At 65.8% G+C, this 24484-nt stretch carries 19 protein-coding genes; 16 read left to right on the top strand and 3 right to left on the bottom strand.

The features are described from left to right. Positions 1–47: 47 nt before the first annotated feature. Both ABNW52_RS10985 and secA read right to left on the bottom strand, forming a co-directional pair. The gene (locus tag ABNW52_RS10985) at positions 48–872 is read right to left on the bottom strand and encodes a CPBP family intramembrane glutamic endopeptidase (protein ID WP_349587539.1); all 825 of its coding nucleotides are present in this window, start codon (positions 870–872) and stop codon (positions 48–50) included. Between the two features lie 68 nt (positions 873–940). Beyond that, positions 941–3649 carry a preprotein translocase subunit SecA gene (gene secA / locus ABNW52_RS10980; RefSeq protein ID WP_349587536.1) on the bottom strand — a complete coding sequence of 903 codons (2709 nt, stop codon included), beginning with the start codon at positions 3647–3649 and terminating at the stop codon, positions 941–943. A gap of 207 nt (positions 3650–3856) precedes the next feature. Here secA and ABNW52_RS10975 point away from each other — a divergent pair, with 207 nt between their 5' ends. The 3 genes from ABNW52_RS10975 to ABNW52_RS10965 all read left to right on the top strand — a co-directional run bounded on the left by ABNW52_RS10975 (position 3857) and on the right by ABNW52_RS10965 (position 7551). Beyond that, positions 3857–4282, top strand: a complete 426-nt coding sequence (locus tag ABNW52_RS10975) for a DciA family protein (protein WP_349587533.1) — start codon at positions 3857–3859, stop codon at positions 4280–4282. Between the two features lie 177 nt (positions 4283–4459). Continuing rightward, positions 4460–5743 carry a DUF3422 family protein gene (locus tag ABNW52_RS10970; protein ID WP_349587530.1) on the top strand — a complete coding sequence of 428 codons (1284 nt, stop codon included), beginning with the start codon at positions 4460–4462 and terminating at the stop codon, positions 5741–5743. A gap of 179 nt (positions 5744–5922) precedes the next feature. After that, complete coding sequence (locus ABNW52_RS10965; protein WP_349587528.1) at positions 5923–7551, top strand: methyl-accepting chemotaxis protein; 1629 nt, start codon at positions 5923–5925, stop codon at positions 7549–7551. Between the two features lie 105 nt (positions 7552–7656). Here the strand turns inward: ABNW52_RS10965 and ABNW52_RS10960 are convergent, their stop codons facing one another. Further along, on the bottom strand, positions 7657–9558 hold the full coding sequence (locus tag ABNW52_RS10960; RefSeq protein WP_349587525.1) for a propionate--CoA ligase: 1902 nt from the start codon (positions 9556–9558) through the stop codon (positions 7657–7659). Between the two features lie 281 nt (positions 9559–9839). Between ABNW52_RS10960 and ABNW52_RS10955 the strand changes: the two genes are divergently transcribed. From ABNW52_RS10955 to ABNW52_RS10895, 13 genes are all read left to right on the top strand, one after another. After that, positions 9840–11099 carry a glutamate-5-semialdehyde dehydrogenase gene (locus tag ABNW52_RS10955; protein WP_349587522.1) on the top strand — a complete coding sequence of 420 codons (1260 nt, stop codon included), beginning with the start codon at positions 9840–9842 and terminating at the stop codon, positions 11097–11099. A gap of 74 nt (positions 11100–11173) precedes the next feature. Beyond that, entirely contained in the window at positions 11174–12385 is a 1212-nt protein-coding gene (locus tag ABNW52_RS10950) for a GGDEF domain-containing protein (RefSeq protein ID WP_349587520.1), read from the top strand. 168 nt (positions 12386–12553) lie between these two features. Continuing rightward, positions 12554–13909 (top strand): glutamine synthetase family protein, encoded by a 1356-nt coding sequence (locus ABNW52_RS10945; RefSeq protein WP_349587517.1) that lies wholly within the window; start codon positions 12554–12556, stop codon positions 13907–13909. Positions 13910–14314: 405 nt separating this feature from the next. Then, positions 14315–15421: a 4-oxalomesaconate tautomerase gene (locus tag ABNW52_RS10940; protein ID WP_349587514.1), complete on the top strand. Its 1107-nt coding sequence runs from the start codon at positions 14315–14317 to the stop codon at positions 15419–15421. Between the two features lie 158 nt (positions 15422–15579). Continuing rightward, on the top strand, positions 15580–16935 hold the full coding sequence (locus tag ABNW52_RS10935) for an MFS transporter (protein ID WP_349587511.1): 1356 nt from the start codon (positions 15580–15582) through the stop codon (positions 16933–16935). A gap of 87 nt (positions 16936–17022) precedes the next feature. Further along, positions 17023–18048, top strand: a complete 1026-nt coding sequence (locus tag ABNW52_RS10930; RefSeq protein WP_349587509.1) for an amidohydrolase family protein — start codon at positions 17023–17025, stop codon at positions 18046–18048. Positions 18049–18058: 10 nt separating this feature from the next. Then, a complete protein-coding gene (gene ligK, locus ABNW52_RS10925; RefSeq protein ID WP_349587506.1) occupies positions 18059–18754 on the top strand; it encodes a 4-carboxy-4-hydroxy-2-oxoadipate aldolase/oxaloacetate decarboxylase in 696 nt (231 codons plus the stop codon). Between the two features lie 56 nt (positions 18755–18810). Further along, on the top strand, positions 18811–19731 hold the full coding sequence (locus tag ABNW52_RS10920; RefSeq protein ID WP_349587503.1) for an amidohydrolase family protein: 921 nt from the start codon (positions 18811–18813) through the stop codon (positions 19729–19731). A 3-nt stretch (positions 19732–19734) separates the two neighbouring features. Further along, on the top strand, positions 19735–20187 hold the full coding sequence (ligA, locus tag ABNW52_RS10915) for a protocatechuate 4,5-dioxygenase subunit alpha (protein WP_349587500.1): 453 nt from the start codon (positions 19735–19737) through the stop codon (positions 20185–20187). Then, the gene (locus ABNW52_RS10910) at positions 20187–21056 is read left to right on the top strand and encodes a class III extradiol dioxygenase subunit beta (RefSeq protein WP_349587497.1); all 870 of its coding nucleotides are present in this window, start codon (positions 20187–20189) and stop codon (positions 21054–21056) included. The genes ligA and ABNW52_RS10910 overlap by 1 nt, the downstream gene beginning before the upstream one ends. Continuing rightward, positions 21053–22015, top strand: coding sequence for a Gfo/Idh/MocA family oxidoreductase (locus ABNW52_RS10905; RefSeq protein WP_349587494.1), 963 nt, complete (start codon positions 21053–21055; stop codon positions 22013–22015). Before ABNW52_RS10910 ends, ABNW52_RS10905 begins: the two co-directional genes overlap by 4 nt. An 11-nt stretch (positions 22016–22026) precedes the next feature. After that, positions 22027–23028 carry an aldo/keto reductase gene (locus tag ABNW52_RS10900; RefSeq protein WP_349587491.1) on the top strand — a complete coding sequence of 334 codons (1002 nt, stop codon included), beginning with the start codon at positions 22027–22029 and terminating at the stop codon, positions 23026–23028. Positions 23029–23050: 22 nt separating this feature from the next. Continuing rightward, positions 23051–23995: an AEC family transporter gene (locus tag ABNW52_RS10895; protein ID WP_349587489.1), complete on the top strand. Its 945-nt coding sequence runs from the start codon at positions 23051–23053 to the stop codon at positions 23993–23995. Positions 23996–24484 lie beyond the last annotated feature (489 nt).

Below are 24484 nucleotides of genomic sequence, written 5' to 3'. Positions count from 1 at the left end.
TGCGCCACCGCTTCGGGGCCTGCGGCCAACGTGGTCAAGCAGCGCGCTTACTGCAGCTGCGGGTAGCTCAGCAGTGCCAGATGCAGGCTGTTGAAGGCGGTGTGCGCGACGATGGCCCAGCCCAGCTGGCCGCTGGCGCGGTAGATCAGCGCATAGGCCATGCCGGCCAGGCTGGCGCACAGCAGCCACACCGGCCCACCGCCGGCATGGGCGAGGCCGAACAGCAGGCTGCACAGCAGCAGGCGCACCAGCGGCGGCCAGCGCGCCGGCAGCAGCTGCGGCAGCGTGCGGCGGAACAGCGCTTCTTCCGCCAGGCTGGTCAGCAGCAGGTTGCCGGCCAGCCAGTACGGCCACCACGCTGGCCATTTCACATCGACGCGCACCAGCCCCAGCAGCAGCGCGCTGGCGAATGCCAACAGCAGCAACAGCAACGCCAGCCCCAGTTGCGGCCAACGTTGGCCGTGCCGGGCAGGCTGCCAGTCGGCAAACGTCAGCAGCAACAGACAGCCGGCCAGCGCCTTGTCCAGCCCCCAGCGCAGCAGGTAGGGGCTGCTGTCGGCGGCCAGCTGGCCGTGCCACAGCGTCAGGCTGGCAAAGCCCGGCAGCAGGTGCAGCCCCAGTGCCAGCGCGATGCCCACTTGTGCCCAGCGCGGCGCAGGGTGTGCCGGCTGGCGCATCTGCCAGTAGCGCAGCGCCACGAGCAGCGGCAGTAGCGGGGCCGCGGCCATGGTCAGCAGCCCGGCGGCCATGGCGGCGGGCAGGCAGGCGGCCAGCAGCCAGCCGGCCGCGGTATGGCGCTGGGCCAGCAACAGCAGGCTGGCGCCGGCGAGCAGGGCGAAGCTGAGCTGTTGCCACAGCGTGAGATCGGGCATGACGGGCTAGTTCGATGGACAATAAAAAACCGCCAACCCAGGTTGGCGGTTTGTCATGGCGGGGCCGTTCAGGCTAGCTTGCCGTGGCACTGCTTGTAACGTTGGCCGCTGCCGCACGGGCAGGGGTCGTTGCGGCCAACACGCAGGCCCTGCGCCGCCAGCGCGTCCGGCGAGAACGGGTTGCCCTCGTTCTCTACCGCCGACGGCAGCTCGTCGTGGTGCAGCTCCATGCCGGCCACTTCGTGCGGTGCTACTGCTTCCAGGTCGGCATCGCTGCGCACCTGCACCGTCATCAGCACGGTCACCACGCTGTGCTTGATGCGATCGAGCATGGCGGAGAACAGTTCGAACGCCTCGCGCTTGTATTCCTGCTTCGGGTTCTTCTGCGCATAGCCGCGCAGATGGATGCCCTGGCGCAGGTGATCCATCGCGGCCAGGTGTTCGCGCCAGGTGTTGTCCAGCATTTGCAGCACCAGACCATGCTCGAACTGCTGCATTTGCTCGGCGCCCACCGCGGCCACCTTCTCGGCGTAGCTGGCGGTGGCCAGATCCAGAATGCGCTGCTTGATGTCCGGGATGTCCAGCGTCTGCTCGGCCTGCAGCCAGTCGGCCACCGGCGCCTGCAGCAGGAACTCGGCTTCCAGCGCGCGCTCCAGCCCGGCCAGATCCCACTGTTCTTCCATCGATTCCGGCGGCATGTGCAGGTCCACCAGGTCGGACAGCACGCTCTCGCGCATATTGCTGACGATGGCGGATACGTCCTGGTCTTCTAGGATTTCGTTGCGCTGCTGGTAGATCACCTTGCGCTGGTCGTTGGCGACGTCGTCGTATTCCAGCAACTGTTTGCGGATGTCGAAGTTGCGGCCTTCCACCTTGCGCTGGGCGTTCTCGATGGAGCGCGACACCCACGGATGCTCGATGGCCTCGCCGTCCGGCATCTTCAGCTTGTCCATGATCATCGCCACGCGTTCGCCGGCGAAGATGCGTAGCAGCGGGTCTTCCAGCGACAGGTAGAAGCGGCTGGCGCCCGGGTCACCCTGACGGCCGGCACGGCCGCGCAGCTGGTTGTCGATACGGCGCGATTCGTGGCGTTCGGTACCGATGATGTACAGGCCGCCGGCGGTCAGCACCGCTTCGTGACGCTGTTTCCATTCGGCGCGGATGGCGTCGATGCGGGCGGCCTTGTCGGCGTCGGACAGCGATTCATCGCTTTCCACCGCCTTGATCTGCGGTTCCGGGTTGCCGCCCAGCACGATGTCGGTACCACGACCGGCCATGTTGGTGGCCACGGTGATCACGCCGGGGCGACCGGCCTGCACCACGATATCGGCTTCGCGCGCGTGTTCCTTGGCGTTCAGCACGTTGTGCTGCAGATCGGCCTGGGTCAGCAGCTGCGATACCAGTTCGGAGTTCTCGATGCTGGTGGTACCCACCAGTACCGGTTGGCCGCGGGCGATGCAGTCCTTGATGTCGCCGATGATGGCGTTGTACTTCTCGCGCGCCGAGCGGTAGATCTTGTCCTGATGGTCCTTGCGCACCATCGGGCGGTTGGTCGGGATCACCACGGTTTCCAGCGCATAGATGTTCTGGAATTCGTAGGCTTCGGTATCGGCGGTACCGGTCATGCCGGACAGCTTGCCGTACAGGCGGAAGTAGTTCTGGAAGGTGATCGACGCCAGCGTCTGGTTCTCGCGGTTGATCTGCACGCCTTCCTTGGCTTCCACCGCCTGGTGCAGGCCGTCGGACCAGCGGCGGCCGGCCATCAGGCGGCCGGTGAATTCGTCCACGATCACCACTTCACCATCCTGCACCACGTAGTGCTGGTCGAGGTGGAACAGCGCGTGCGCTTTCAGCGCGGCGCCCAGGTGGTGCATCAGGGTGATGTTGGCCGCGGAGTACAGGCTGTCGCCTTCGCCCAGCAGGCCCATCTCGGCGAGAATCTGCTCGGCGTGCTCGTGGCCGGCTTCGGACAGCAGCACGCTGTGCGCTTTCTCGTCCACCCAGTAGTCACCTTCGCCTTCCTCGGTTTCCTGCTTGCTCAGCAGCGGCGGCACCGCGTTCATCGCGCGGTACATGTCCACGTTGTCTTCGGCCGGGCCGGAGATGATCAGCGGGGTACGCGCTTCGTCGATCAGGATGGAGTCCACTTCATCGACCACGGCGTAGGCCAGCGGGCGCTGCACCTTCTCGTCGATGCTGAACACCATGTTGTCGCGCAGGTAGTCGAAGCCGAACTCGTTGTTGGTGCCGTAGGTGATGTCGCAGGCGTAGGCCTGCTGCTTCAGGTCATGCGGCATCTGCGACAAGTTCACCCCCACGGACAGGCCGAGGAAGTTGTACAGCTTGCCCATGATGCCGGCGTCGCGGCTGGCCAGGTAGTCGTTGACGGTAATGACGTGCACGCCCTTGCCGCTAAGTGCGTTCAGGTACACCGGCAGGGTGCCGACCAGAGTCTTGCCTTCACCGGTGCGCATTTCGGCGATCTTGCCCTCGTGCAGCACCATGCCGCCGATCAGCTGCACGTCGAAGTGGCGCATGCCCAGCACGCGGCGCGAGGCCTCGCGGCAGACGGCAAACGCTTCCGGCAGCAGGGCGTCCAGTGCCTCGCCTTTGGTGTGGCGCTCCCGGAATTCGGCGGTCTTGGCGGCCAACTGCTCGTCGGACAGCGCTTTCATCGCGTCTTCCATGCCGTTGATGCGGGCGACAACCTGGCGGTACTGCTTGAGCAGTCGATCGTTGCGGCTGCCGAATACTTTCTTGAGGAGCGACGAAATCATCTTGTGGACATCCAGCGGCCAGCGGCCGAATCGAAAAATGGGCCAAAGTTTAACACAGGCGAATCCCCATTTAATGGGGGCGACTTTGCAGCTAATCAAGAGCTGTGCTATCGGGCAGGGCATAAAGCGGGCCCGCAGCGTGGCGGCAAGCACGGTGGGCGGGCATTTGGGCTACACTGCAGGCCGATTGTTTCGTCTTGTATCCCCATGAGTAGCCAACTCTTCAGCCACTTCGGCAAGAAGGACCAGCAACTGGCCGACCTGACCGCCGCGGCGCAGGCCATCCTGACGCTGGACCGCGCCTTCAAGCGCCTGCTGCCCGGCCGCCTGGCCGAGCAGTGCCAGGTGGCATGCGTGCGCGCTGGCGAGCTGGTGGTGTTCGCCCACAACAGTACCGTGGCCGCGCGCCTGCGGCTGCTGGGCAACAGCGTGGTGGCGCCGCTGGCGCGTCAGGGCTACCCGCTGGCTACGCTGCGTGTGAAGGTGCTGCCCACCCCGCCGCGCAAGCCGCGGCAGAAATCCTTTGCCCTGTCCGACGCCGGCATTGATGCCTTTGCCCGTGCCGCCGACGAAGTGCGCAACCCGGTGGTGAAGGATGCGCTCAAGCGGCTGTTGCGGCACCACAAAGGCTGAAGCCCGCGCCGCTATTGCGGCCATCTTGTTGTCATCCCTGTAGGGCAGCATGCCGCGTGCTGGCAAGCTTGTTGCATCACTGCCGGCACGGGTAAGCTGCCCGCCAGCAGCCGCAGAGCTGCCCGTGAGCCAGTGCCGGATACCGGCGCCGGCCCGAAACACCAGGGATACCGGAAAATGATTACGCTCAAGACTCACCCGCTGCGGCGCAGCCTCAATGACGAGGCGCACGCACGGCCGCCGGTGGCGATTCCGTCACCGGCCAGACTCACCACCCTCACCTTGTTCTTCGACGAGGCCGAGGCCGAACAGCGCGCCGCGATGCAGGAGTTGGCTGCAAGGCTGGGGCTGCCGCGGCCGGAGGCCGGCCAGGTGCACTACACCGGCGTGGCCGGCGATCTCACCGTGCGCTGGGCGCTGCATACCGAGTTTGCGCGCTACAGCTTCGTGCTCAGCGGCGACTTCGTCGAACCGTTCGAACGCACCGCGCTGGACCGCCTGCCGGGCGACTGGCTCAGCCAGCTGCCGGGCGAGCTGATGGTGGCCACCCACGCGGTGCTGCTGCCGGCCGAGCAGGAGGCGCCGGCAGCGGAGATCGCCCAGCGCTGGTTCGGCGGCCATGACCTGATCGGCGCCGAGATCGGCGATGGCAACGGCGTGGCCTACACCGACCTGCGCCTGCATCCGGATGCACGGCTGGCGGAAGGCTTCAGCCGCTTCGTGCTGATCGACCGCGCCATGGGGCCGTCGCAATCCGGGCGCATGGTGCAGCGGCTGTTCGAGATGGAAACCTACCGCCTGCTGGCCTTGCTGGCGCTGCCGGAGGCCAAGCGCCAGATGCGCGAGCTGGACCGGCTCGGTACCCAGTTGCGCAGTGTGACGCTGCGCATGGCGCAAGAGCAGGAACACGATGCCAGCATGCTGGATGAGCTCACCGACCTGTCGGCGCAAGCCGAGCAGCTGATCGCGCAGAGCCAGTACCGCTTCGCCGCCGCGCGCGCCTACTACCAGCTGGTGGGGCGCCGCATCAGCGAATTGCGCGAACACCGCCTGTCCGGGCTGCAGCCGTTCCACGAATTCATGGAGCGGCGGCTGGGACCGGCGATGGAAACCTGCGCCACCGCCGCGCGGCGCCAGGAGCGGCTGATGACCCGGCTGCAGCGCAGCACCGCCTTGCTGCGCACGCGGGTAGAAGTGCTGCACGAGGCGCAGAACCGCGCGCTGCTGGCCAGCATGGACCGCCGCGCCGCGTTGCAGCTGCGGCTGCAGGAAACGGTGGAAGGCTTGTCGGTGGGGGTGCTCACCTACTACGCAGTGGGGCTGCTGGGCTATCTGTTCAAGGCCGGCAAGGCCGCCGGGCTGCATCTGGAAGTGGAGCTGCTGACCGGACTGTCGATTCCGCTGGTGGCGCTGAGCGTGTGGCTGGGCATGCGGCGGGTGAAGCGCGGCTTGCAGCACTGATCTAGCCTGTCAGCACGCTATTTGTAATGGCCAGCTCAGTTGAGCTGGCCATTTTTACTGGCAAAACTTAACGAAACTATTAAGCATTTGATGAAAAACAATAAGGCATCCTGTTTAAGATTGCCAGCCTTACTGCGATACGACAAAAATGCGTCTTTCGTTTGTTGCCGGGCTTGTCGATGTCGATTTCGTTTACGCGCCAACTGCGCCCTCTGTTGCTGTCTTTTATCGTTGTCACCGTGACCTTGCTGCTGCTGCAGAGTGTCGGAGTCAGTGTCAGTCTGGGGCGCGTGCTCGCCAATAGCCAGCAAGAACACGCCGTAACCGACAAGCTGGCAGACAACATGAGCAACCTGCGTTTTCACGTGGTGCAGATTCAGCAGTTTCTGACCGATGTCAGCGCCACCGGCGATCGCGACGGCTTTGCCGATGCCGCCGAGCACTACCGTGCCGGGGTACAAAACCTGGACAGTATCGCCACGCTGTCGCCGCCGCTGGGCCACGAACTGGAGGCCACCCGCCAGTCGCTGCAGGTGTTTTACCAAGTGGGAAAAGAGATGGCCGAAGCATATATCGCCGGAGGCCGCGAAGCGGGCAACCAGATCATGAAAGCCAGTGGCAGCGGGTTTGACGACCGCGCGGCGGCGCTGACCCAGGCACTGGACCAGCTGCAGGATAAAATCGAGATCGACAAGGCGCAGGTTGTGGCCGATAGCGAATCGTTGATCACCAACGCGCACCGCACTTTGCAGGCCAGTGGCGTGCTGCTGGTGCTGCTGGTCAGCGGCGGCGGGGTGCTGCTGTACCGCCGGGTATTCGGCGCCCTGGGGGGGGAGCCGGTGGAAGCCATGCGCCAGACCCGGCATATTGCCGCCGGGGATTTGAGCCGCAGCCTGGCCGTACCCAGCGGCAAGCAGGACAGCGTGCTCGGTTCGCTGGCGGACATGCAGGACAAGCTGCGCGGCATGACTGGCCATATCCGCGAGTTGGCCGCACAGATGCACGGCAATGCGCGCTCGCTGACCAGCTCCGCTCATGGGGTGCAGCAGGCATCGCACACGCAGAGCGAAGCCTCGCGCGCCATCGCCGTTTCGGTGGAGCAGGTGCTGCAGAGCATCAACCAGTTGTCCGAGCAGATCGAGCAGGTCAAGCACGAAGCATATGCGGCGGATGGCGCCGTGGTGGATTGCGCGGCGCTGATTCATCGCTCTGCCGACGATATCCACGGTATTGCCGACCATATCGGCACCGCGTCGCAGGCGCTGGAAGGCTTGCGCGAGCAGACGGCCACCATCGCCAACATCACCCAGACCATTCACGAAATTGCCGACCAGACCAATCTGCTAGCGTTGAACGCGGCGATCGAGGCGGCGCGTGCGGGTGAGTCCGGCCGCGGTTTTGCCGTGGTGGCGGATGAAGTGCGCAAGTTGGCCGAGCGCACCAGCCGGGCCACGGTGGATATCAGCCGCCAGATCGACGCGCTGGGACAGGGCATGCTCGGTGTCGTTGGCAGCATGCAGACCAGTGTCAGTGCCACCCGCGATGGCGTGGAACAAAGCCGGCTGGCGAGTGAGGCCATTAGCGGCATCCGCGACAACGCCCACCGCATCAGCCGCCATATCGAGGCAGTGTCGCTGGCCTTGCACGAACAGCAGCTGGCGGTGCAGGACATCGCCCAGCGCGCCGAGGTGATTTCGGCGATGACCGAATCCAATCAGGGTAGCGTGGACGCGACCGCCAGCTCCTCGGAGCAGCTGAGCAGCCATGCCGACAGCCTGCACGAAGCGGTGGCGGTGTTCCGGCTGTAGTCGCCGGCACCAAGCCTTGCGGCCAACGTTGGCCGCATAAAAAAAGACCGCCATCCCTCGATTGACGGCGGTCCAAAGGAGCTGGCGGCCAGGGCCGCCTTGCTGTCACAACGGTTTCATCGCCAGGCGAATCTGTTCGATGCCGGCCGGGTCGTCCAGCGTGGTCAGGTCGCCGGGGTCGCGGCCTTCCGCTAGCGCCTGGATCGAGCGGCGCAGCACCTTGCCGGAGCGGGTCTTCGGCAGCTGGTTGACGAAGTACACCCGCGCCGGGTTGGCGATCGCGCCCAGCTGCGCCGCCACCTGCGCGATCACTTCTTTTTCCAGTTTGCTGCGGCTGGCCGGATCGTCCAGCAGCGCCGGGTTCTTCACCACCGCAAACGCCTTCGGTACCTGGCCTTTCAGGCTGTCTTCCACCCCCACCACCGCCACCTCGGCGATGGCGCTATGGCTGCTGACTGCCTCCTCGATCTCGCGGGTGCCCAGGCGGTGGCCGGCGACGTTGATCACGTCGTCGGTACGGCCGAGGATGGTGAAGTAGCCGTCAGCGTCCTTGATGCCCCAGTCGAAGCTGGAGTACACCAGTTTGTCCGGAAACAGGCTGAAGTAGGTGTCGACGAAGCGCTGGTCCTGCTGCCAGATGGTGCTCATGCAGCCCGGCGGCAGTGGCGGGATCACGCCGATGACGCCCTTTTCGCCGGGGCCGACTTCCTCGCCGGTAGCCTCGTTGAACAGTTTCACGTTGAAGCCGTATACCGGCAGCCCCGGGCTGCCGAACTTGATTGCCTTGGGCTCCACGCCGTTGCACAGCGTCAGCATCGGCCAGCCGGTTTCGGTCTGCCAGTAGTTGTCCAGCACCGGGATGTTCAGCTCGCCGGCGATCCAGCTGGCGGTGGGTTCGTCCAGCGGCTCGCCGGCCAGGAACAGCGCGCGCAGGCTGGAGATATCGTATTTGTGCAGCCAGGCCGGGTCCTGCTTCTTCAGCACCCGGATGGCGGTGGGGGCGGAGAACATCACGCTGACGCGGTATTTTTCCACCAGCTGCCACCAGATACCGGCATCGGGGTTGATCGGCAGCCCTTCGTACACCAGGGTGGTCATGCCGGTGAGCAGCGGGCCGTACACGATGTAGGAGTGGCCGACCACCCAGCCGATATCGGAGGTGGAGAAGAAGCACTCGCCCGGCTTGCCGCCGTAGATGTATTCCATGCTTGCCGCCAGCGCCACCGCGTAGCCGCCGGTATCGCGCTGCACGCCCTTGGGTTTGCCGGTGGTGCCGGAGGTGTACAGGATGTAGCTGGGGTGGTTGGATTCCACCCATTCCACCTCGGCACGGTCGTTCAGGTGCTGCTCGCGCAGGGTGTCGTAGTCCAGGTCGCGCCCCGGTTTCATCATCGGCGCTTCCGCCAGACCGCGGTTGACCAGGATCACCTTACCCGGCGCGGCCTTGCCGGCCAGCGTCAGTGCCTCATCCACCAGCGGCTTGTACGGAATCAGCTTGCCGCCGCGCAGGCCGGCATCGGCGGTCACCATCACCTTCGGCGTGGCGTCTTCGATACGGGTGGCCAGGCTGGCCGGGGCAAAGCCGCCGAACACCACCGAGTGGATGGCGCCCAGGCGCACGGTGGCCAGCATGGCGAACACCGCTTCCGGGATCATCGGCATGTAGATCAGCACCCGGTCGCCCTTGCCCACGCCCTGCGCCTGCAGGATGGCGGCAAAGCGCGCCACCTCGGCATGCAGTTCACGGAAGGTATAGCCGGTTTCGATGCCGGTTTCGGTGGACACATAGGCCAGCGCGATCTGTTCCGGGCGCTCGGCCAGGTGGCGATCCACCGCGTTGTAGCACAGGTTGGTCAGCCCGCCGGCGAACCATTGCCGGAACGGCGGTTGCTGGTATTGCAGCACCTGGTCGCAGGGTTTGTGCCAGTGGATGCGCCGGGCCTGTTCGCCCCAGAACGCTGCGGGTTGTTCGATGGAATGGCGGTAGAACGCCTGGTAACTCGGCATGCTGGGGTCTCCTGTATCTCTGGCGTGCTGGTGGCGCTTTTTTTATCAAGCGGTTGCTTGTCAGACAAAGTAAAGGCAGGTGCCCAGTGTGGTCAATCCTGCCGTAGCGCACAGCCGCCAACGGGTCGGCAAAGCGTTGCACAAACCCCGATAAAGCAGGCACTTGGCCGCCAGTGGCGATGTTTTGCCGAGCGCCCGGCTGTCGATAAACACTGGCCGGAAGCGGGTGCTTTGCAGTACTCTGCCATGCATAACAACCGCCGCCGTTGCAGGACAAGACCATGGACATCAAGCATTACATGAACGTAGTCGGGCAGGCCGCCCGCAAGGCCAGCCGTGCGCTGGCCCGCGCCGACAGCAACCAGAAGAACAAGGCGCTGCATGCCATCGCCGACGCCATCGAGCGCGAGCTGGAACGGCTGATTGCGGCCAACATGCAGGACCTGGCCGCCGCCCGTCAGAACGGGCTGGAAGAAGCGTTGATCGACCGCCTGACACTGTCGGAAAAAACCGTACGCGGCATGGCCGAGGGCCTGCGCCAGATCGCCGCCCTGCCGGATCCGGTGGGCGAGATGGACGATTTCACCTACCGCCCGTCCGGCATCCAGCTGGGCAAGATGCGCGTGCCGCTGGGCGTGGTCGGCATCATTTACGAGGCGCGCCCCAATGTGACCGCCGACGCTGCCGGCTTGTGCCTGAAATCCGGTAATGCGGTGATCCTGCGCGGCGGTTCCGAGGCGTTCCACAGCAACCAGGCGATTGCCGCCTGTGTGCACGAGGGCCTGCGCGTGGCCGACCTGCCGCAGCACGCGGTGCAGGTGCTGGAAACCACCGACCGCGCCGCGGTGGGCGAGCTGATCACCATGAGCGAATACGTCGACGTGATCGTGCCGCGCGGTGGCAAGGGCCTGATCGAGCGCATCAGCCGCGAGGCGCGGGTGCCGGTGATCAAGCACCTGGACGGCAACTGCCATGTCTACATCGACGACACCGCCAACCCGGACAAGGCGTTCAACATCGCGCTGAACGCCAAGACCCACCGCTACGGCACCTGCAACACCATGGAAACGCTGCTGGTGCACACCGCGTTTGCCGAGTTCATCCTGCCAAGGTTGGCCGCGGCCTACTGGGAGAAGGGTGTCGAGCTGCGCGGCTGCGAGCGCACCCAGGGCATCCTCGGCGACAAAGTGGTCGCCGCCACCGAGGCCGACTGGGAAACCGAATACCTGGCGCCGGTGCTGGCGATCAAGGTGGTCGGCGGCATCGACGATGCCATCGAGCACATCAACCACTACGGCAGCCACCATACCGACGCCATCATCACCGATGACTACGGCCGCGCGCGCCGCTTCCTGCGCGAGGTGGATTCCGCCAGCGTGATGGTCAACGCCAGCACGCGCTTTGCCGACGGCTTCGAGTACGGCCTTGGCGCCGAGATCGGCATCTCCACCGACAAAATCCACGCCCGCGGCCCGGTGGGGCTGCATGGCCTCACCAGCCAGAAGTGGATCGTGCTCGGCGACGGCCAGATCCGCAGCTGAGTCGTCACGCCCAACGTGCCATCCACCCCGCCGGCCGGCGGGGTTTTCGCATCCGTCAACGTCTGGAGACCGCCATGCCGCTGAGCATGCTTGCCACGCCGGATTCCCGCTTCAGCCTGCCGCAGCAGGTGGAGGCGGTGTGCATCAAGCTGGTGGCGCGCCGCGGACTGGTGGCCGGGTTGTCGGCACCCAGTGCCGCCATCCTGCTGCACTTTGTGCTGGAGGCGGAGGGCGTGCTGTCACAGGTGCCGTTCTGGCCGTGGTTCACCAGCCTGTGCCTGGCGCTGGGCATCCAGTTGCTGGTGGATGCCTGGGTACTGGTGCACAAGCCGGATGCGCGCATGCTGCAACGTTGGCCGCAGCTCAATGCCGCCAGCCTGGTGCTGGTGGGGCTGGCGTGGGGCAGCGCCGGCTGGTGGCTGCATTCGTCGTCGCCGCTGTGCACCATGATGCTGTACCTGGTGCTGGCCGGTGTCGGCGCACTGGTGATGATCGTGCAGTCGGCGTTCATGCTGGCGGTGATTGCCTTCGAAGTGGCGCTGCTGCTGCCGGGCATGCTGCACGGCCTGTTCGGGGTTGGCCGCATGGCGCAGTACGTCGGCGTGGCCAGCCTGCTGTATTTCTGCCTGCTGTGCCTGTACGGCTGGGTGGTGCATCGCCAGCTGCGGCATGGGGTGCGCGCCAGCGTGCAGGCCAGCCTGCTCAACGAAGACCTGATGGCGGCCAACGTGCGCGCCTCCAATGCGCTGCAGGCGCTCAAGCGCGAGCACCAGCAACTGCAGCAGGCGCTGCAGACCATCGAGCGCATGGCGCACATCGACGAGCTGACCCAGCTGCCCAACCGCCGCGCGGCGATGGCGGCGCTGAAGCTGCTGGTGGATGCCGAGCAGCCGGCGGCGCTGGTGTTACTGGATGTCGATCACTTCAAGCAGGTAAACGACCGCTACGGCCACCATGCCGGCGACGCAGTGCTGCGCGGCGTGGCCGAGCGGCTGCTGGCTTGCCTGCGCCAGGACGACCTGCTGGCGCGCTTCGGCGGCGAGGAGTTCGTGGTGATCCTGCCGCATACCGAGCCGGCCGACGCGCACAGTCTGGCGCAGCGGCTGTGCGATGCGCTGGCGGCGCAAGCCTTGCCGGTAGAGGGTGCCAGTCTGGCGGTGACCGCCTCGTTCGGGGTGACGCCGCATCAGGCCGGTGAGGCGCTGCACGGCTGGCTGGCGCGCGCCGACGAGGCGATGTACCAATCCAAGCACGCCGGTCGCAACCGGGTGACGTTATTGCCGTGAGGTGTTGGCCGCAGGCCACAGCGCACGGCTGCTTTTGGCCTTGATCAATATATTTAACACTTATATTCCGCTTGGCGGAACATTGTGCTTGCCTGCGAAACTGTATCGCGCATAATCGCAGCAAGCGCGGTGCACTTCGCACCGTGAATTTGATCAGGAGTTCGTCTGATGCAGCATCCCGTACCCAGCGCCGAACAAGCGCAGTGGCTCACCGCCAGTGGCGTGCGTGACGTCGAGCTGGCGTTTGCCGATGTCACCGGTTTTGCCCGCGGCAAGACCTTGCCCAGTGGCGCCTTCATCGCCGGCCAGCAGCTGCGCATTGCCCGTGCCGTGGCGATCCAGAGCTGTATCGGCGAGTTTCCGGATTACCGCTTCTACGGCGAGAACGACCCGGACGTGCTGCTGCTGCCGGACATGGCCACGCTGCGGCCGGTGCCGTGGGCGGACACCCCGCGCGCGCTGGTGCTGTGCGACAACATCGACCACGACGGCAGCCTCAGCCCGCTGGCGCCGCGCAGTGCGCTCAAGAACGTGCTGGCGCGCTATGCCGCCCGCGGCTGGGCGCCGGTGGTGGCGCCGGAGCTGGAGTTCTACCTGTTTGCGCCGGATGCCGACGCCGATGCGCCGTTCCAGAACCCGGCGCTGCGCGGCGGCCGCCGCGAGCGTGGCTTCGACTCGTTCAGCTTCAGCACCCTCAACGACCACGAAGCCTTCTTCGACGACATCTACCGCGGCTGTGAACTGCTGGGCATCCACACCGATACCTGGGTGCACGAGATGGGCCCCAGCCAGTTCGAGATCAACCTCAAGCACGGCGATGCGCTGGCGCTGGCCGACCAGACCTTCCTGTTCAAGACCCTGCTGAAGGAAACCGGCCTGCGCCACGGCCTGCGCGTGGTGTGCATGGCCAAGCCGCTGGCCGGCCAGCCCGGCAGCTCGATGCACATCCACCAGAGCGTGGTGGATGGCAACGGCCGCAACGTGTTCAGCCAGGTCAATGGCGAGGCCAGCCATGCCTTCCAGCACTACATTGCCGGCTTGCAGCGCTATCTGCCGCAACTGATGCCGCTGTATTGCCCCAGCCCCAACTCCTTCCGCCGCTTCGTCAAAGGCCTGGCCGCCCCGGTCAACCTCAGCTGGGGCATCGACAACCGCTCGGTGGGACTGCGGGTGCCGGTGTCCGGCGCGGAAGCGCGCCGGGTGGAAAACCGCCTGCCGGGCTGCGACGCCAACCCGTATCTGGCACTGGCGGCCAGCCTGGGCGCCGGCCTGCTGGGGGTGGAGGAAGAACTGCAGCCGACCGCCGCCGCCGAGGGCAATGTCTTCAACCAGCAGCTGGATGCGCCGGAACTGCCGGCCACGCTGGAGGCGGCGCTGGCCGCCATGCAGCAGGGCGCCGGCTGTCGCAAGCTGTTCGGCGATGCCTTCAGTGCCGCCTATGCGGCGGTGAAGGAAGTGGAACTGGCCAGCTTCCAGGGCGAAATCAGCGCCTGGGAGCGCCGCTACCTCGCCACCCTGGCGTAAGCGTCGCGGGATTGACGATCCCGATAGCATGTCAGCCTGCCTGATCGCATCCGGCAGGCTGTTTTATTGTCAGGCCACGCGCGGCGCGCCGCCGCTGGCTGTGCGAGGAGCGGAATCGGGCCGGTCGCCGGCTGGCAGCGGCCTGAGCATGTGCCAGTGCTACGCGCTGTTGCTACCGGCGCATGCGTGGTTGGTCGGGGCTGGCTGGCGGTGCCATTGCCGCTGCTGGTGTGCAGTATGACCACTGCATGGTTCGCGTGGCGGGGTGTGCGCCGCCGGCGGCAGCGGCTGCGGCGATGGCGGTAGCGGGCAATTTTTCGACGATACCAAGATATAGCAAACTGATATATCTACTAGTTAGATATCCATATTTTGCAGGTTGAGCAGTCGGCCGATACTGCCATCATGCAGACACCTATTCCTACCCTGTTCATGCGCGGCGGCACGTCGCGGGGGCCGTTCTTCAAGGCAGCCGATCTGCCGGCCGACGAGGCACTGCGCAACCGCGTGCTGTTGGCGGTGATGGGCTCGCCCGACCGTCGCCAGATCGACGGCTTGGGTGGCGCCAATCCGCTGACCAGCAAAGTGGGCATCGTTGACCTCGGCAACCAGCCGGGCATCGACCTGACTTTCCTGTTTGCGCAGGTAACGCCGGACAAGGACAGCGTCGACACCACCCCCAACTGCGGCAACATGCTGGCCGCGGTGGTGCCGTTCGCGCTGGAAACCGGCATGCTGCAGCCGCAGGGCGAGACCAGCACCTTCCGTGTGCTGACGCTGAATACCGGCATGGCCTGCGACGTTACCGTGGAAACCCCGGGCGGCCGCGTGCGCTACGACGGCGACGCCCGCATCGACGGCGTGCCGGGTAGCTCTGCCCCGATCACCATCAACTTCCTCGATACCGCCGGCTCGGTGTGTGCCAGCCTGCTGCCCACCGGCCAGGTGCGTGACGTGGTGAGCGTGGACGGCATCGGCACCATCGAGGTGACCTGCATCGACAACGGCATGCCGCTGGTGATGCTGCGCGCCGGCGACGTTGGCCGCAGCGGCTACGAGAGCGTGGCCGAGCTGAATGCCGACAGCGAGCTGAAGACCAAGCTGGAAGCGCTGCGTCTGGTCTGCGGCCAACGTATGGGCCTGGGCGACGTCAGCAAGAAAACCTATCCCAAGATGACGCTGATCGCGCCGCCGCGCGAGCCCGGCGCCAGCCTGAGCACCCGCAGCTTTATCCCGCATGTCTGCCACGACGCCATCGGCGTGCTGGCCGCGGTCACCGTCGCCACCGCCTGCGTGCTGGAGGGCGCGATTACCGACGGCATCGCCCGCGTGCCGACCGGCCAGCGCAAGGTGGTATCGGTGGAGCACCCCACCGGCGAATTCTCGGTAGAGCTGGAAACCGATGCGGCCAACCCGCAGAACGTTACCCGCGCCGCATTGCTGCGCACCGCGCGGCTGATCATGCGCGGTGAAGTAATGGTGCCCGTCGCCGTTTGGGACGGGCAGCAGTAAGCCCCGGACACACACACATCGCCTGCGCGGCGTCGTTGCGAAAAACAGAGAGCGACAACGACCCGCGCCAGCAGCTCCGCAGGGCAAGGCAAGCAGTTTCACCCCAGGCGCCACAGAGCGCTTTTACGGCATATAACACAACAACGTTGGAGAGATTCATGTCACAGCAATCCGTTGATGTGCAGTCGTTTATCGACCGGCACCCGTTTTCCCCGTTCCAGTGGTTCGTGTTCGCGCTGTGCTTCTGCATCGTGCTGCTGGATGGTTTCGATACCGCCGCCATCGGCTACGTGGCGCCCTCGCTGCTGAAAGAGTGGGGCATCACCAAGCCGGCGCTGGGCCCGGTGCTCAGTGCCGCGCTGTTCGGCCTGGCGGCCGGTGCCTTGTCCGCCGGCCCGCTGGCCGACCGCCTCGGCCGCAAGAAGGTGCTGGTGGCCTCGGTGTTCGTGCTCGGCCTGTTCACCTTCTTGTCGTCGCATGCCGATACGCTGCAACACCTCACCGTGCTGCGCTTCATCACCGGCGTCGGCTTGGGTGCTGCCATGCCCAACGCGGTGACGCTGATGAGCGAATTCTGCCCCACGCCGCGTCGCGCGCTGCTGACCAACGCCATGTTCTGCGGCTTTCCGCTGGGCGCGGCACTGGGCGGCTTCCTGGCGGCGTGGATGATCCCGCAGTGGGGCTGGCGCAGCGTGTTCGAAGTCGGTGGCATCGTGCCGCTGCTGCTGGTGGTGCTGCTGCTGGCGGTGCTGCCGGAATCGGTGCGCTACATGGTGGCCAAGGGCCAGCCGCGCGAGCGCATTGCCGCCGCCCTGGCCCGTATTTCTGCTACCGCACGTGACATCCCGGCCTTCCATCAGACCGAAACCCGCCAGGAAGTGGCCGGCAAAAGCGGCCTCGGCGTGGTGCTGTCGCCGGCATACCGCACCGGCTCGCTGATGCTGTGGCTGGCCTACTTCATGGGGCTGGTGATCTTCTACGGCGTTATCAACTGGATGCCGGTGCTGTTCAAGGAAGGCGGCATCGACCCGAAAGTGGCGATGCAGATTTCCGCACTGTTCCCGCTGGGCGGCATTGGCGCCGTGTTCTGCGGCTGGCTGATGGACCGCTTCAACGCCGACCGCATCATCGCCATCGGCTTCGTGCTCACCGCCGTCTCCATCTACGCCATCGGCCAGGTGGTGGGCAATGTCGGCACCCTGATGGTGGTGGTGTTTGTCGCCGGCACCATCATGAATACCGCGCAATCGTCACTGCCGGCGCTGGCCGCCGGCTTCTACCCGACCCAGGGCCGCGCCACCGGCGTGTCGTGGATGCTGGGCATCGGCCGCTTCGGCGGTATTGCCGGCTCCTTCCTGGTGGCCGAACTGACCCGCCGCCAGCTGGGTTTCGACCAGGTGTTCCTGGTGCTGGCCATCCCCGGACTGATTGCCGCCACCGCGCTGTTCATCAAGCACCGCGCGCACCCGGATAGCGGCAACAAGCCGGCGGTATCTGCCACGCTGGGGCATTAAGCCAGCAGCTGTATTGCGATGCGGGGCCGGCCAGTGGCCGCCCGCGGTAACCGACCCACGCGGTCCCGCCTGTTTCAGGAGTTAAACATGATCATCGACATCCACGGCCACTACACCACCGCGCCCAAGGCGCTGGAAGACTGGCGCAAACGCCAGGTGGACAACCTGGCCACCCCGGAACTGGGTCCGAAAGTATCCGAGCTGAAAATCAGCGACGACGAGCTGATCGACACCATCGAAAGCAACCAGCTGCGGCTGATGAAGGAGCGCGGCGCCGACCTGACCATCTTCAGCCCGCGCGCCAGCTTCATGGCGCACCACATCGGCGACTTCAACACCTCGTCCACCTGGTCTGCCATCTGCAACGAGCTGTGCTACCGCGTGGCGCAGCTGTTCCCGGACAACTTCATCGGCGCCGCCATGCTGCCGCAAAGCCCGGGCGTGGATCCGGCCAGCTGCATCCCGGAGCTGGAAAAGTGCGTCAACGATTACGGCTTTGTCGGTATCAACCTCAACCCGGACCCGTCCGGCGGCCACTGGACCAGCCCGCCGCTGTCCGACAAGCAGTGGTACCCGATCTACGAAAAGATGGTGGAGTACGACATCCCGGCGATGATCCACGTGTCCACCAGCTGCAACTGCGCGTTCCACACCACCGGCGCCCACTACCTGAACGCCGATACCACCGCCTTCATGCAGTGCCTGACCTCGGACCTGTTCAAGGACTTCCCGACGCTGAAGTTCGTGATCCCGCACGGCGGCGGCGCGGTGCCCTACCACTGGGGCCGCTTCCGTGGCCTGGCGCAGGAGCTGAAAAAGCCGCTGCTGAAGGACCACCTGCTGAACAACATCTTCTTTGACACCTGCGTTTACCACCAGCCGGGCATCGACCTGCTGACCCGCGTGATTCCGGTGGAAAACGTGCTGTTCGCCTCCGAGATGATCGGCGCCGTGCGCGGCATCGACCCGGAAACCGGCCACTACTACGACGACACCAAGCGCTACATCGAGGCGGCCAACCTGACCGCCGACGAGCGCCACCAGATCTACGAAGGCAATGCCCGCCGCGTGTACTCGCGCCTGGATGCCGCATTGAAGGCCAAGGGCAAGTAAGGACACCACGATGACACAAGCCATGAACCAACTGGGTATCGTCAAACGCAATATCGAGCGCGCCGATCCGGCCGCCGTCGCCAAACTGGCACAGTTCGGCGTCGCCACCATCCACGAAGCCATGGGCCGCGTCGGCCTGATGAAGCCATACATGCGCCCGGTGTACCGCGGCGCCAAGATCTGCGGCACCGCCGTTACCGTGCTGCTGCAGCCGGGCGACAACTGGATGATGCACGTGGCCGCCGAACAGCTGCAGCCGGGCGATGTCGCCGTGGCCGCCTGCACCACCGACAACGAGGACGGCTTCTTCGGCGACCTGCTGGCCACCAGCTTCCAGGCACGCGGTGCCAAGGGGCTGATCATCGACGGCGGCGTGCGTGACGTGGAAGAGCTGGAAAAGATGGGCTTCCCGGTGTTCTCCAAGGCCATCAGCGCCAAGGGCACCATCAAGGCGACGCTGGGTTCGGTGAACATTCCGGTGATCTGCGCCGGCGCGCTGGTGAACCCGGGCGACGTGGTGATTGCCGACGTGGACGGCGTGGTGGTGGTACCGGCCGCCATCGCGCAGCAGGTGGCCGACGCCGCCGAGAAGCGCGAGAGCTTCGAGGGCGAGAAGCGTGCCAAGCTGGCAGCCGGCGTGCTGGGCCTGGACATGTACCAGATGCGCGAGCCGCTGGAAAAGGCCGGCCTGCGTTACATCGACTGAGCTGACTGCCGTAAAAGGTTGGCCGCATGCGGCCAACCATAAGTAAGGATCGCATCATGCAATTTCAGAAAACCCCGGGCTGGCTGGACTGGTATCAGGGCCCCAGCAAACCCAGGTTCAAACTGCCGGTCGGCGCCGTGGATGCCCACTGCCACGTGTTCGGCCCCGGCGAAGAGTTCCCGTACGCGCCGGAACGCAAGTACACCCCGTGCGACGCCAGCAAGCAGCAGCTGTTTGCCTTGCGCGACCAGCTGGGCTTTGCCCGCAACGTGATCGTGCAGGCCACCTGCCACGGCGCCGACAACCGCGCGCTGGTGGATGCGCTGCTGCATTCCGACGGCAAGGCGCGTGGCGTGGCCACCGTGCGTCGCGATGTCTGCGACGAAGAATTGCAGGCCATGCACGCTGCCGGCGTGCGCGGTGTGCGCTTCAACTTCGTCAAGCGGCTGGTGGATTTCACCCCCAAGGACGAACTGATGGAGATCGCCGGCCGCATCGCCAAGTTTGGCTGGCACGTGGTGATCTACTTTGAAGCGGTGGACCTGCCGGAGCTGTGGGACTTCTTTACCGGCCTGCCCACCACCGTGGTGGTGGACCACATGGGCCGCCCGGACGTGAGCAAGCCGCTGGACGGCCCGGAGTTCGAGCTGTTCCTCAAGTTCATGCGCCAGCACCCGAATGTGTGGAGCAAGGTAAGCTGCCCGGAACGCTTGTCGCTCAGCGGCCCCAAGGCGCTGGATGGCGAGCAGGCGGCCTATCGAGACGTGGTGCCGTTCGCGCGCCGCGTGGTGGAGGAATTCCCGGATCGCGTGCTGTGGGGCACCGACTGGCCGCACCCCAACCTGAAAGACCATATGCCGGACGATGGCCTGCTGGTGGATTTCATCCCCCATATCGCCCCCACGGCCGAGCTGCAGCAAAAGCTGCTGGTGGATAACCCGATGCGGCTGTACTGGCCGGAACAAGTGAAGGGCTGAGCGATGTCGCTGCAAAAACCGTACAAGGACATACCCGGCACTGTGATTTTCGATGCCGAGCAATCGCGGCTGGGCTACTGGCTGAACCAGTTCTGCATGTCGCTGATGAAGGCCGACAATCGCGCCCGCTTCAAGGCCGACGAGCGTGCCTACCTGGACGAGTGGGCAATGAGCGAGGAGCAGAAGCAGGCGGTGCTGGATCGCGACCTGAACCGCTGCATCTCGCTGGGCGGCAATATCTACTTCCTGGCCAAGATCGGCGCCACCGACGGCAAGAGCTTCCAGCAGATGGCCGGCAGCATGACCGGCATGAGCGAAGAAGAATACCGCGACATGATGCTGGCAGGCGGCCGCTCCGCCGAGGGCAACCGCTACCTGGGCGAAGACGGCGACGCACAGCCGCAGCACCAGCCGCAGGGCCGGGCCGGGCAGGCAAACACTGGAGACAAGCACTGATGGCACGCATTACCGCATCCGTTTACACCTCGCACGTGCCGGCCATCGGCGCCGCGCTGGACCTGGGCAAAGCGCAGGAGCCGTACTGGCAGCCGGTGTTTGCCGGTTACGACTATGGCAAACAGTGGATCAAGCAACAGAAGCCGGACGTGATCTTCCTGGTCTACAACGACCACGCCACCGCCTTCAGCCTGGATCTGATTCCCACCTTCGCCATCGGCACCGGTGCCGAATTCCAGCCGGCGGATGAAGGCTGGGGTCCGCGCCCGGTGCCGGTGGTCAAGGGCCACCCGGAGTTGGCGGCACACATCGCGCAAAGCGTGATCCAGGACGATTTCGACCTCACCATCGTCAACAAGATGGACGTCGATCACGGCCTGACCGTGCCGCTGTCGCTGATGTTCGGCGAGCAGGACCCGCAGCAGGGCGCCTGGCCGTGCGCGGTGATTCCGTTCGCCGTCAACGTGGTGCAGTACCCGGTGCCGTCCGGCCGCCGCTGCTTCCAGCTGGGCCAGGCCATCCGCCGCGCGGTGGAATCGTTCGGCGGTGACCTCAATGTGCAGATCTGGGGCACCGGCGGCATGAGCCACCAGCTGCAGGGCCCGCGTGCCGGCCTGATCAACCAGGAGTGGGACAACGCCTTCCTGGATCGCCTGATCGCCGACCCGGCCGATCTGGCGCAGCTGCCGCACATCGACTACGTGCGCGAAGCCGGCTCCGAGGGCATCGAGCTGGTGATGTGGCTGATCGCGCGCGGGGCGATGGCCGACGTGGCCGGCGGCCCGGCACCGGAGGTGAAGCAGCGCTTCTACCACGTGCCGGCTTCCAATACCGCCGTGGGTCATCTGATTCTGGAGAACAAGCAATGAGCAAGACCATCAAGGTAGCGCTGGCTGGCGCCGGCGCCTTCGGCATCAAGCATCTGGACGCCATCAAGCTGATCGACGGCGTGGAAGTGGTATCGCTGGTTGGCCGCCGCTATGACGCCACCAAGGAAGTGGCCGACAAGTACGGCATCCCCCACGTGGCTACCGATCTGGCCGAGTCGCTGGCGCTGCCGGAAGTGGACGCGGTGATCCTGTGCACCCCGACCCAGGTGCACGCCGCGCAGGCGATGCAGTGCCTGCAGGCCGGCAAGCACGTGCAGGTGGAGATTCCGCTGGCCGACAGCCTGGCCGACGCCGAGGCGGTGGTGCAGCTGCAGCAGCAGACCGGGCTGGTGGCCATGGTCGGCCATACCCGCCGCTTCAACCCCAGCCACCAGTACGTGCACCAGAAGGTGCAGGCCGGCGAGTTCAACATCCAGCAGATGGATGTGCAGACCTATTTCTTCCGCCGCACCAATATGAACGCGCTGGGCCAGGCGCGCAGCTGGACCGACCACCTGCTGTGGCACCACGCCGCCCACACCGTGGACCTGTTCGCCTACCAGGCCGGCAACCCCATCGTGCAGGCCAACGCGCTGCAAGGCCCGATCCATCCAGAACTGGGCATCGCCATGGACATGTCCATCCAGCTGAAGGCGGCCAACGGCGCCATCTGCACCCTGAGCCTGTCGTTCAACAACGACGGCCCGCTGGGCACCTTCTTCCGCTACATCGGTGATTCCGCCACCTACATCGCGCGCTACGACGACCTGTACAACGGCAAGGAAGAGCAGATCGATGTATCCAAGGTGGCTATGTCGATGAACGGCATCGAGCTGCAGGACCGCGAATTCTTCGCCGCCATCCGCGAAGGCCGCGAGCCGAACTCGTCGGTGGCCAAGGTGCTGCCGTGCTACCAGGTGCTGGCCAAGCTGGAACAACAGCTGAACGCCGGTCTGTAAGGGAGCACCGCATGCAACAGCGACAACTCGGCCCGTTCTCGGTCTCGGCCATTGGCCTGGGCTGCATGAACCTCAGCCACGCCTACGGCACGCCGCCGGCGCCGCAGCAGGCCGAGGCGCTGTTGCTGGCGGCTTTGGACGCCGGCATCACCCTGTTCGATACCGCGGCGCTGTACGGCTTTGGCGCCAACGAGGAGCTGGTTGGCAGCGTGCTGGCGCCGCACCGCAGCCGCATCACGCTGGCCAGCAAGTGCGGCATGACCGGCGTGGACGGTAAAAGGGTGATCGACGGCCGCCCGGAGACGCTGAAGCGCACCTGCGAAGAGTCGCTGCGCCGGCTGCGCACCGAGGTCATCGACCTGTACTACCTGCACCGCTGGGACAAGCAGGTGCCGATCGAGGACAGCGTCGGCGCGCTGGCCGAGCTGGTGCGCGAGGGCAAGATCCGCAGCATCGGCCTGTCGGAAGTATCCGCTGCCACCCTGCGCCGCGCGCAGGCGGTGCACCCGATCGCCGCGCTGCAGACCGAGTATTCGCTGTGGACGCGCAACGCCGAAATCGCAGTGCTGGACGCCTGCAAGCAACTGGGGGTGGCCTTTGTCGCCTTCAGCCCGCTGGGGCGCGGCTTCCTCGCCGATGGCCTGCCGGACCTGGCCACGTTGGCCGCACTGGACGGCAAGGACATCCGCCGCGCCATGCCGCGCTTCGCCCCGGACAACTATGCGGCCAACCTTGGCTTCCTCGCCGAGTACCGGCAGATCGCCGCCGCCGCCGGCTGCACCCCGGCGCAGCTGGCGCTGGCGTGGCTGTTTACCCGCGGCGAGCACGTAATCCCGATTCCCGGCACCACCAGCATCGCGCACCTGCGCGAAGACGTGGCCGCCAGTCGCGTACAGCTGCGCGTGGAGACACTGCAACAGCTGGACGCATTGCTGGCGCGACTGCCAATTGCCGGCGCACGCTACAACGCGGCGACGCAGACCGAGATCGACACCGAAGAATACCGCGCCTGAGGCGCAACACTGATTGCGACCCATGCTCGATATCCTGGCGGTGATCGCCCCCATTTTCCTGCTCATCGGCCTGGGTTACCTGGCGGTGCGCGGCGGTGCCTTCCCGCAGGACAAGCTGGCGGCGCTGGGCGTGCTGGTGGCGCGTTTCGCGCTGCCGGCGCTGATCCTGCATTCGCTGTCGACCCGCTCGCCGACCGAGATGCTCAACGGCCACTATCTGGCCGCCTACGCCGTCGGCTCGCTGACCATGCTGGCGCTGGGCATCGGCTGGGCGATGCTGGCACGCAAGCAGCCGCTGCCGCGCGCCGCGCTGTACGGGCTGGGCATGTCCTGCTCCAACAGCGCCTTTGTCGGTTACCCCATCGTGCACCAGCTGCTGGGGCCGGTGGCGACGCTGGCGCTGGCGCTGTCGATGGTGGTGGAAAACCTGCTGATGCTGCCGCTGGGCATCGCCTTGTCCGAGGCTGACGGCAGCCGCCGCGAGCGCTTCTGGCACGCCTTTGGCCGCTCGCTGCTGGGGCTTCGTAGCAACCCGATCATCGTGGCTATCGTCGCCGGCGTGCTGCTGGCCATGCTGGATCTGCAGCTGCCGGCGGTGCTGGCCAAGCCGGTGGCGATGCTGGGCGCCGCCTCGGCGCCGGTGGCGCTGTTCCTGATCGGCGGCTCGCTGGTGGGCTTGCCGCTGCGCAGCGTGCTGCGCGATGTCAGCGTGGTGGCCGGCAGCAAGCTGTTGCTGCATCCGCTGCTGGTGGCCGGGGCGCTGTTGTTGTTTGCCCCGGTGCAGCCGCAGCTGGCGATGGCCGGGGTGCTGATCGCGGCGATGCCGATGCTGAGCATTTTCCCGATTTTCGGGCAGCGCCACGGCATGCAGGGTTTTTGCGCCGCCACGCTGCTGCTGGCGACCATGAGTTCGTTCATTACCATCAGCCTGGCGATCTGGCTGTTGCAGCGTTATCCGCTAGGCTAGTTGCGGCGGCGCCAGTGTTGCGGCAGCTGGGCACGAGAGTCACCCACCCGCTCGTTGGGCCGCGCTGGCAAAAGGTTGGCCGCAAGGTCTTAAGCTGGCAGCTGAGCCGTTTGATGTTAGCAAACGGCGAATTGCCGGTGCCTTGCGGGCGATCTTTTGGCCGGGGTTTCGCGGTATGCCGGGGGCGCTGGGGATGCAAGGGACCTGGCGCGACAGGCTCCTGCCCGTATGCCGGGCGGAACCGGCAGGCAAGGGCGTCCGCGTAGCGGACACAAACATAAAGGCCAGCGCGGCAAGGTATGCGCTGGCCACGCGTAGCAAGTAACACGTTGTACCCAGGCACCGGGCAAAGACCCGGGCCGCAGGCCGCACAGACGGCCGGCGGCAGCGACCCCACGCGGGCGCTGCGGCCAACATAAAGTGACGACGAGAAGTGGCCCGCAGAGAGGGCAGGAGACGGTGTGTGCCCACGGGCAACACCGCCGCTTG

Source organism: Vogesella oryzagri (assembly GCF_040148885.1).
Taxonomy (GTDB): domain Bacteria; phylum Pseudomonadota; class Gammaproteobacteria; order Burkholderiales; family Chromobacteriaceae; genus Vogesella; species Vogesella oryzagri.
The sequence above is the reverse complement of the archived record's forward strand: the minus strand, read 5'-3'. Positions and strand labels throughout refer to the sequence as shown.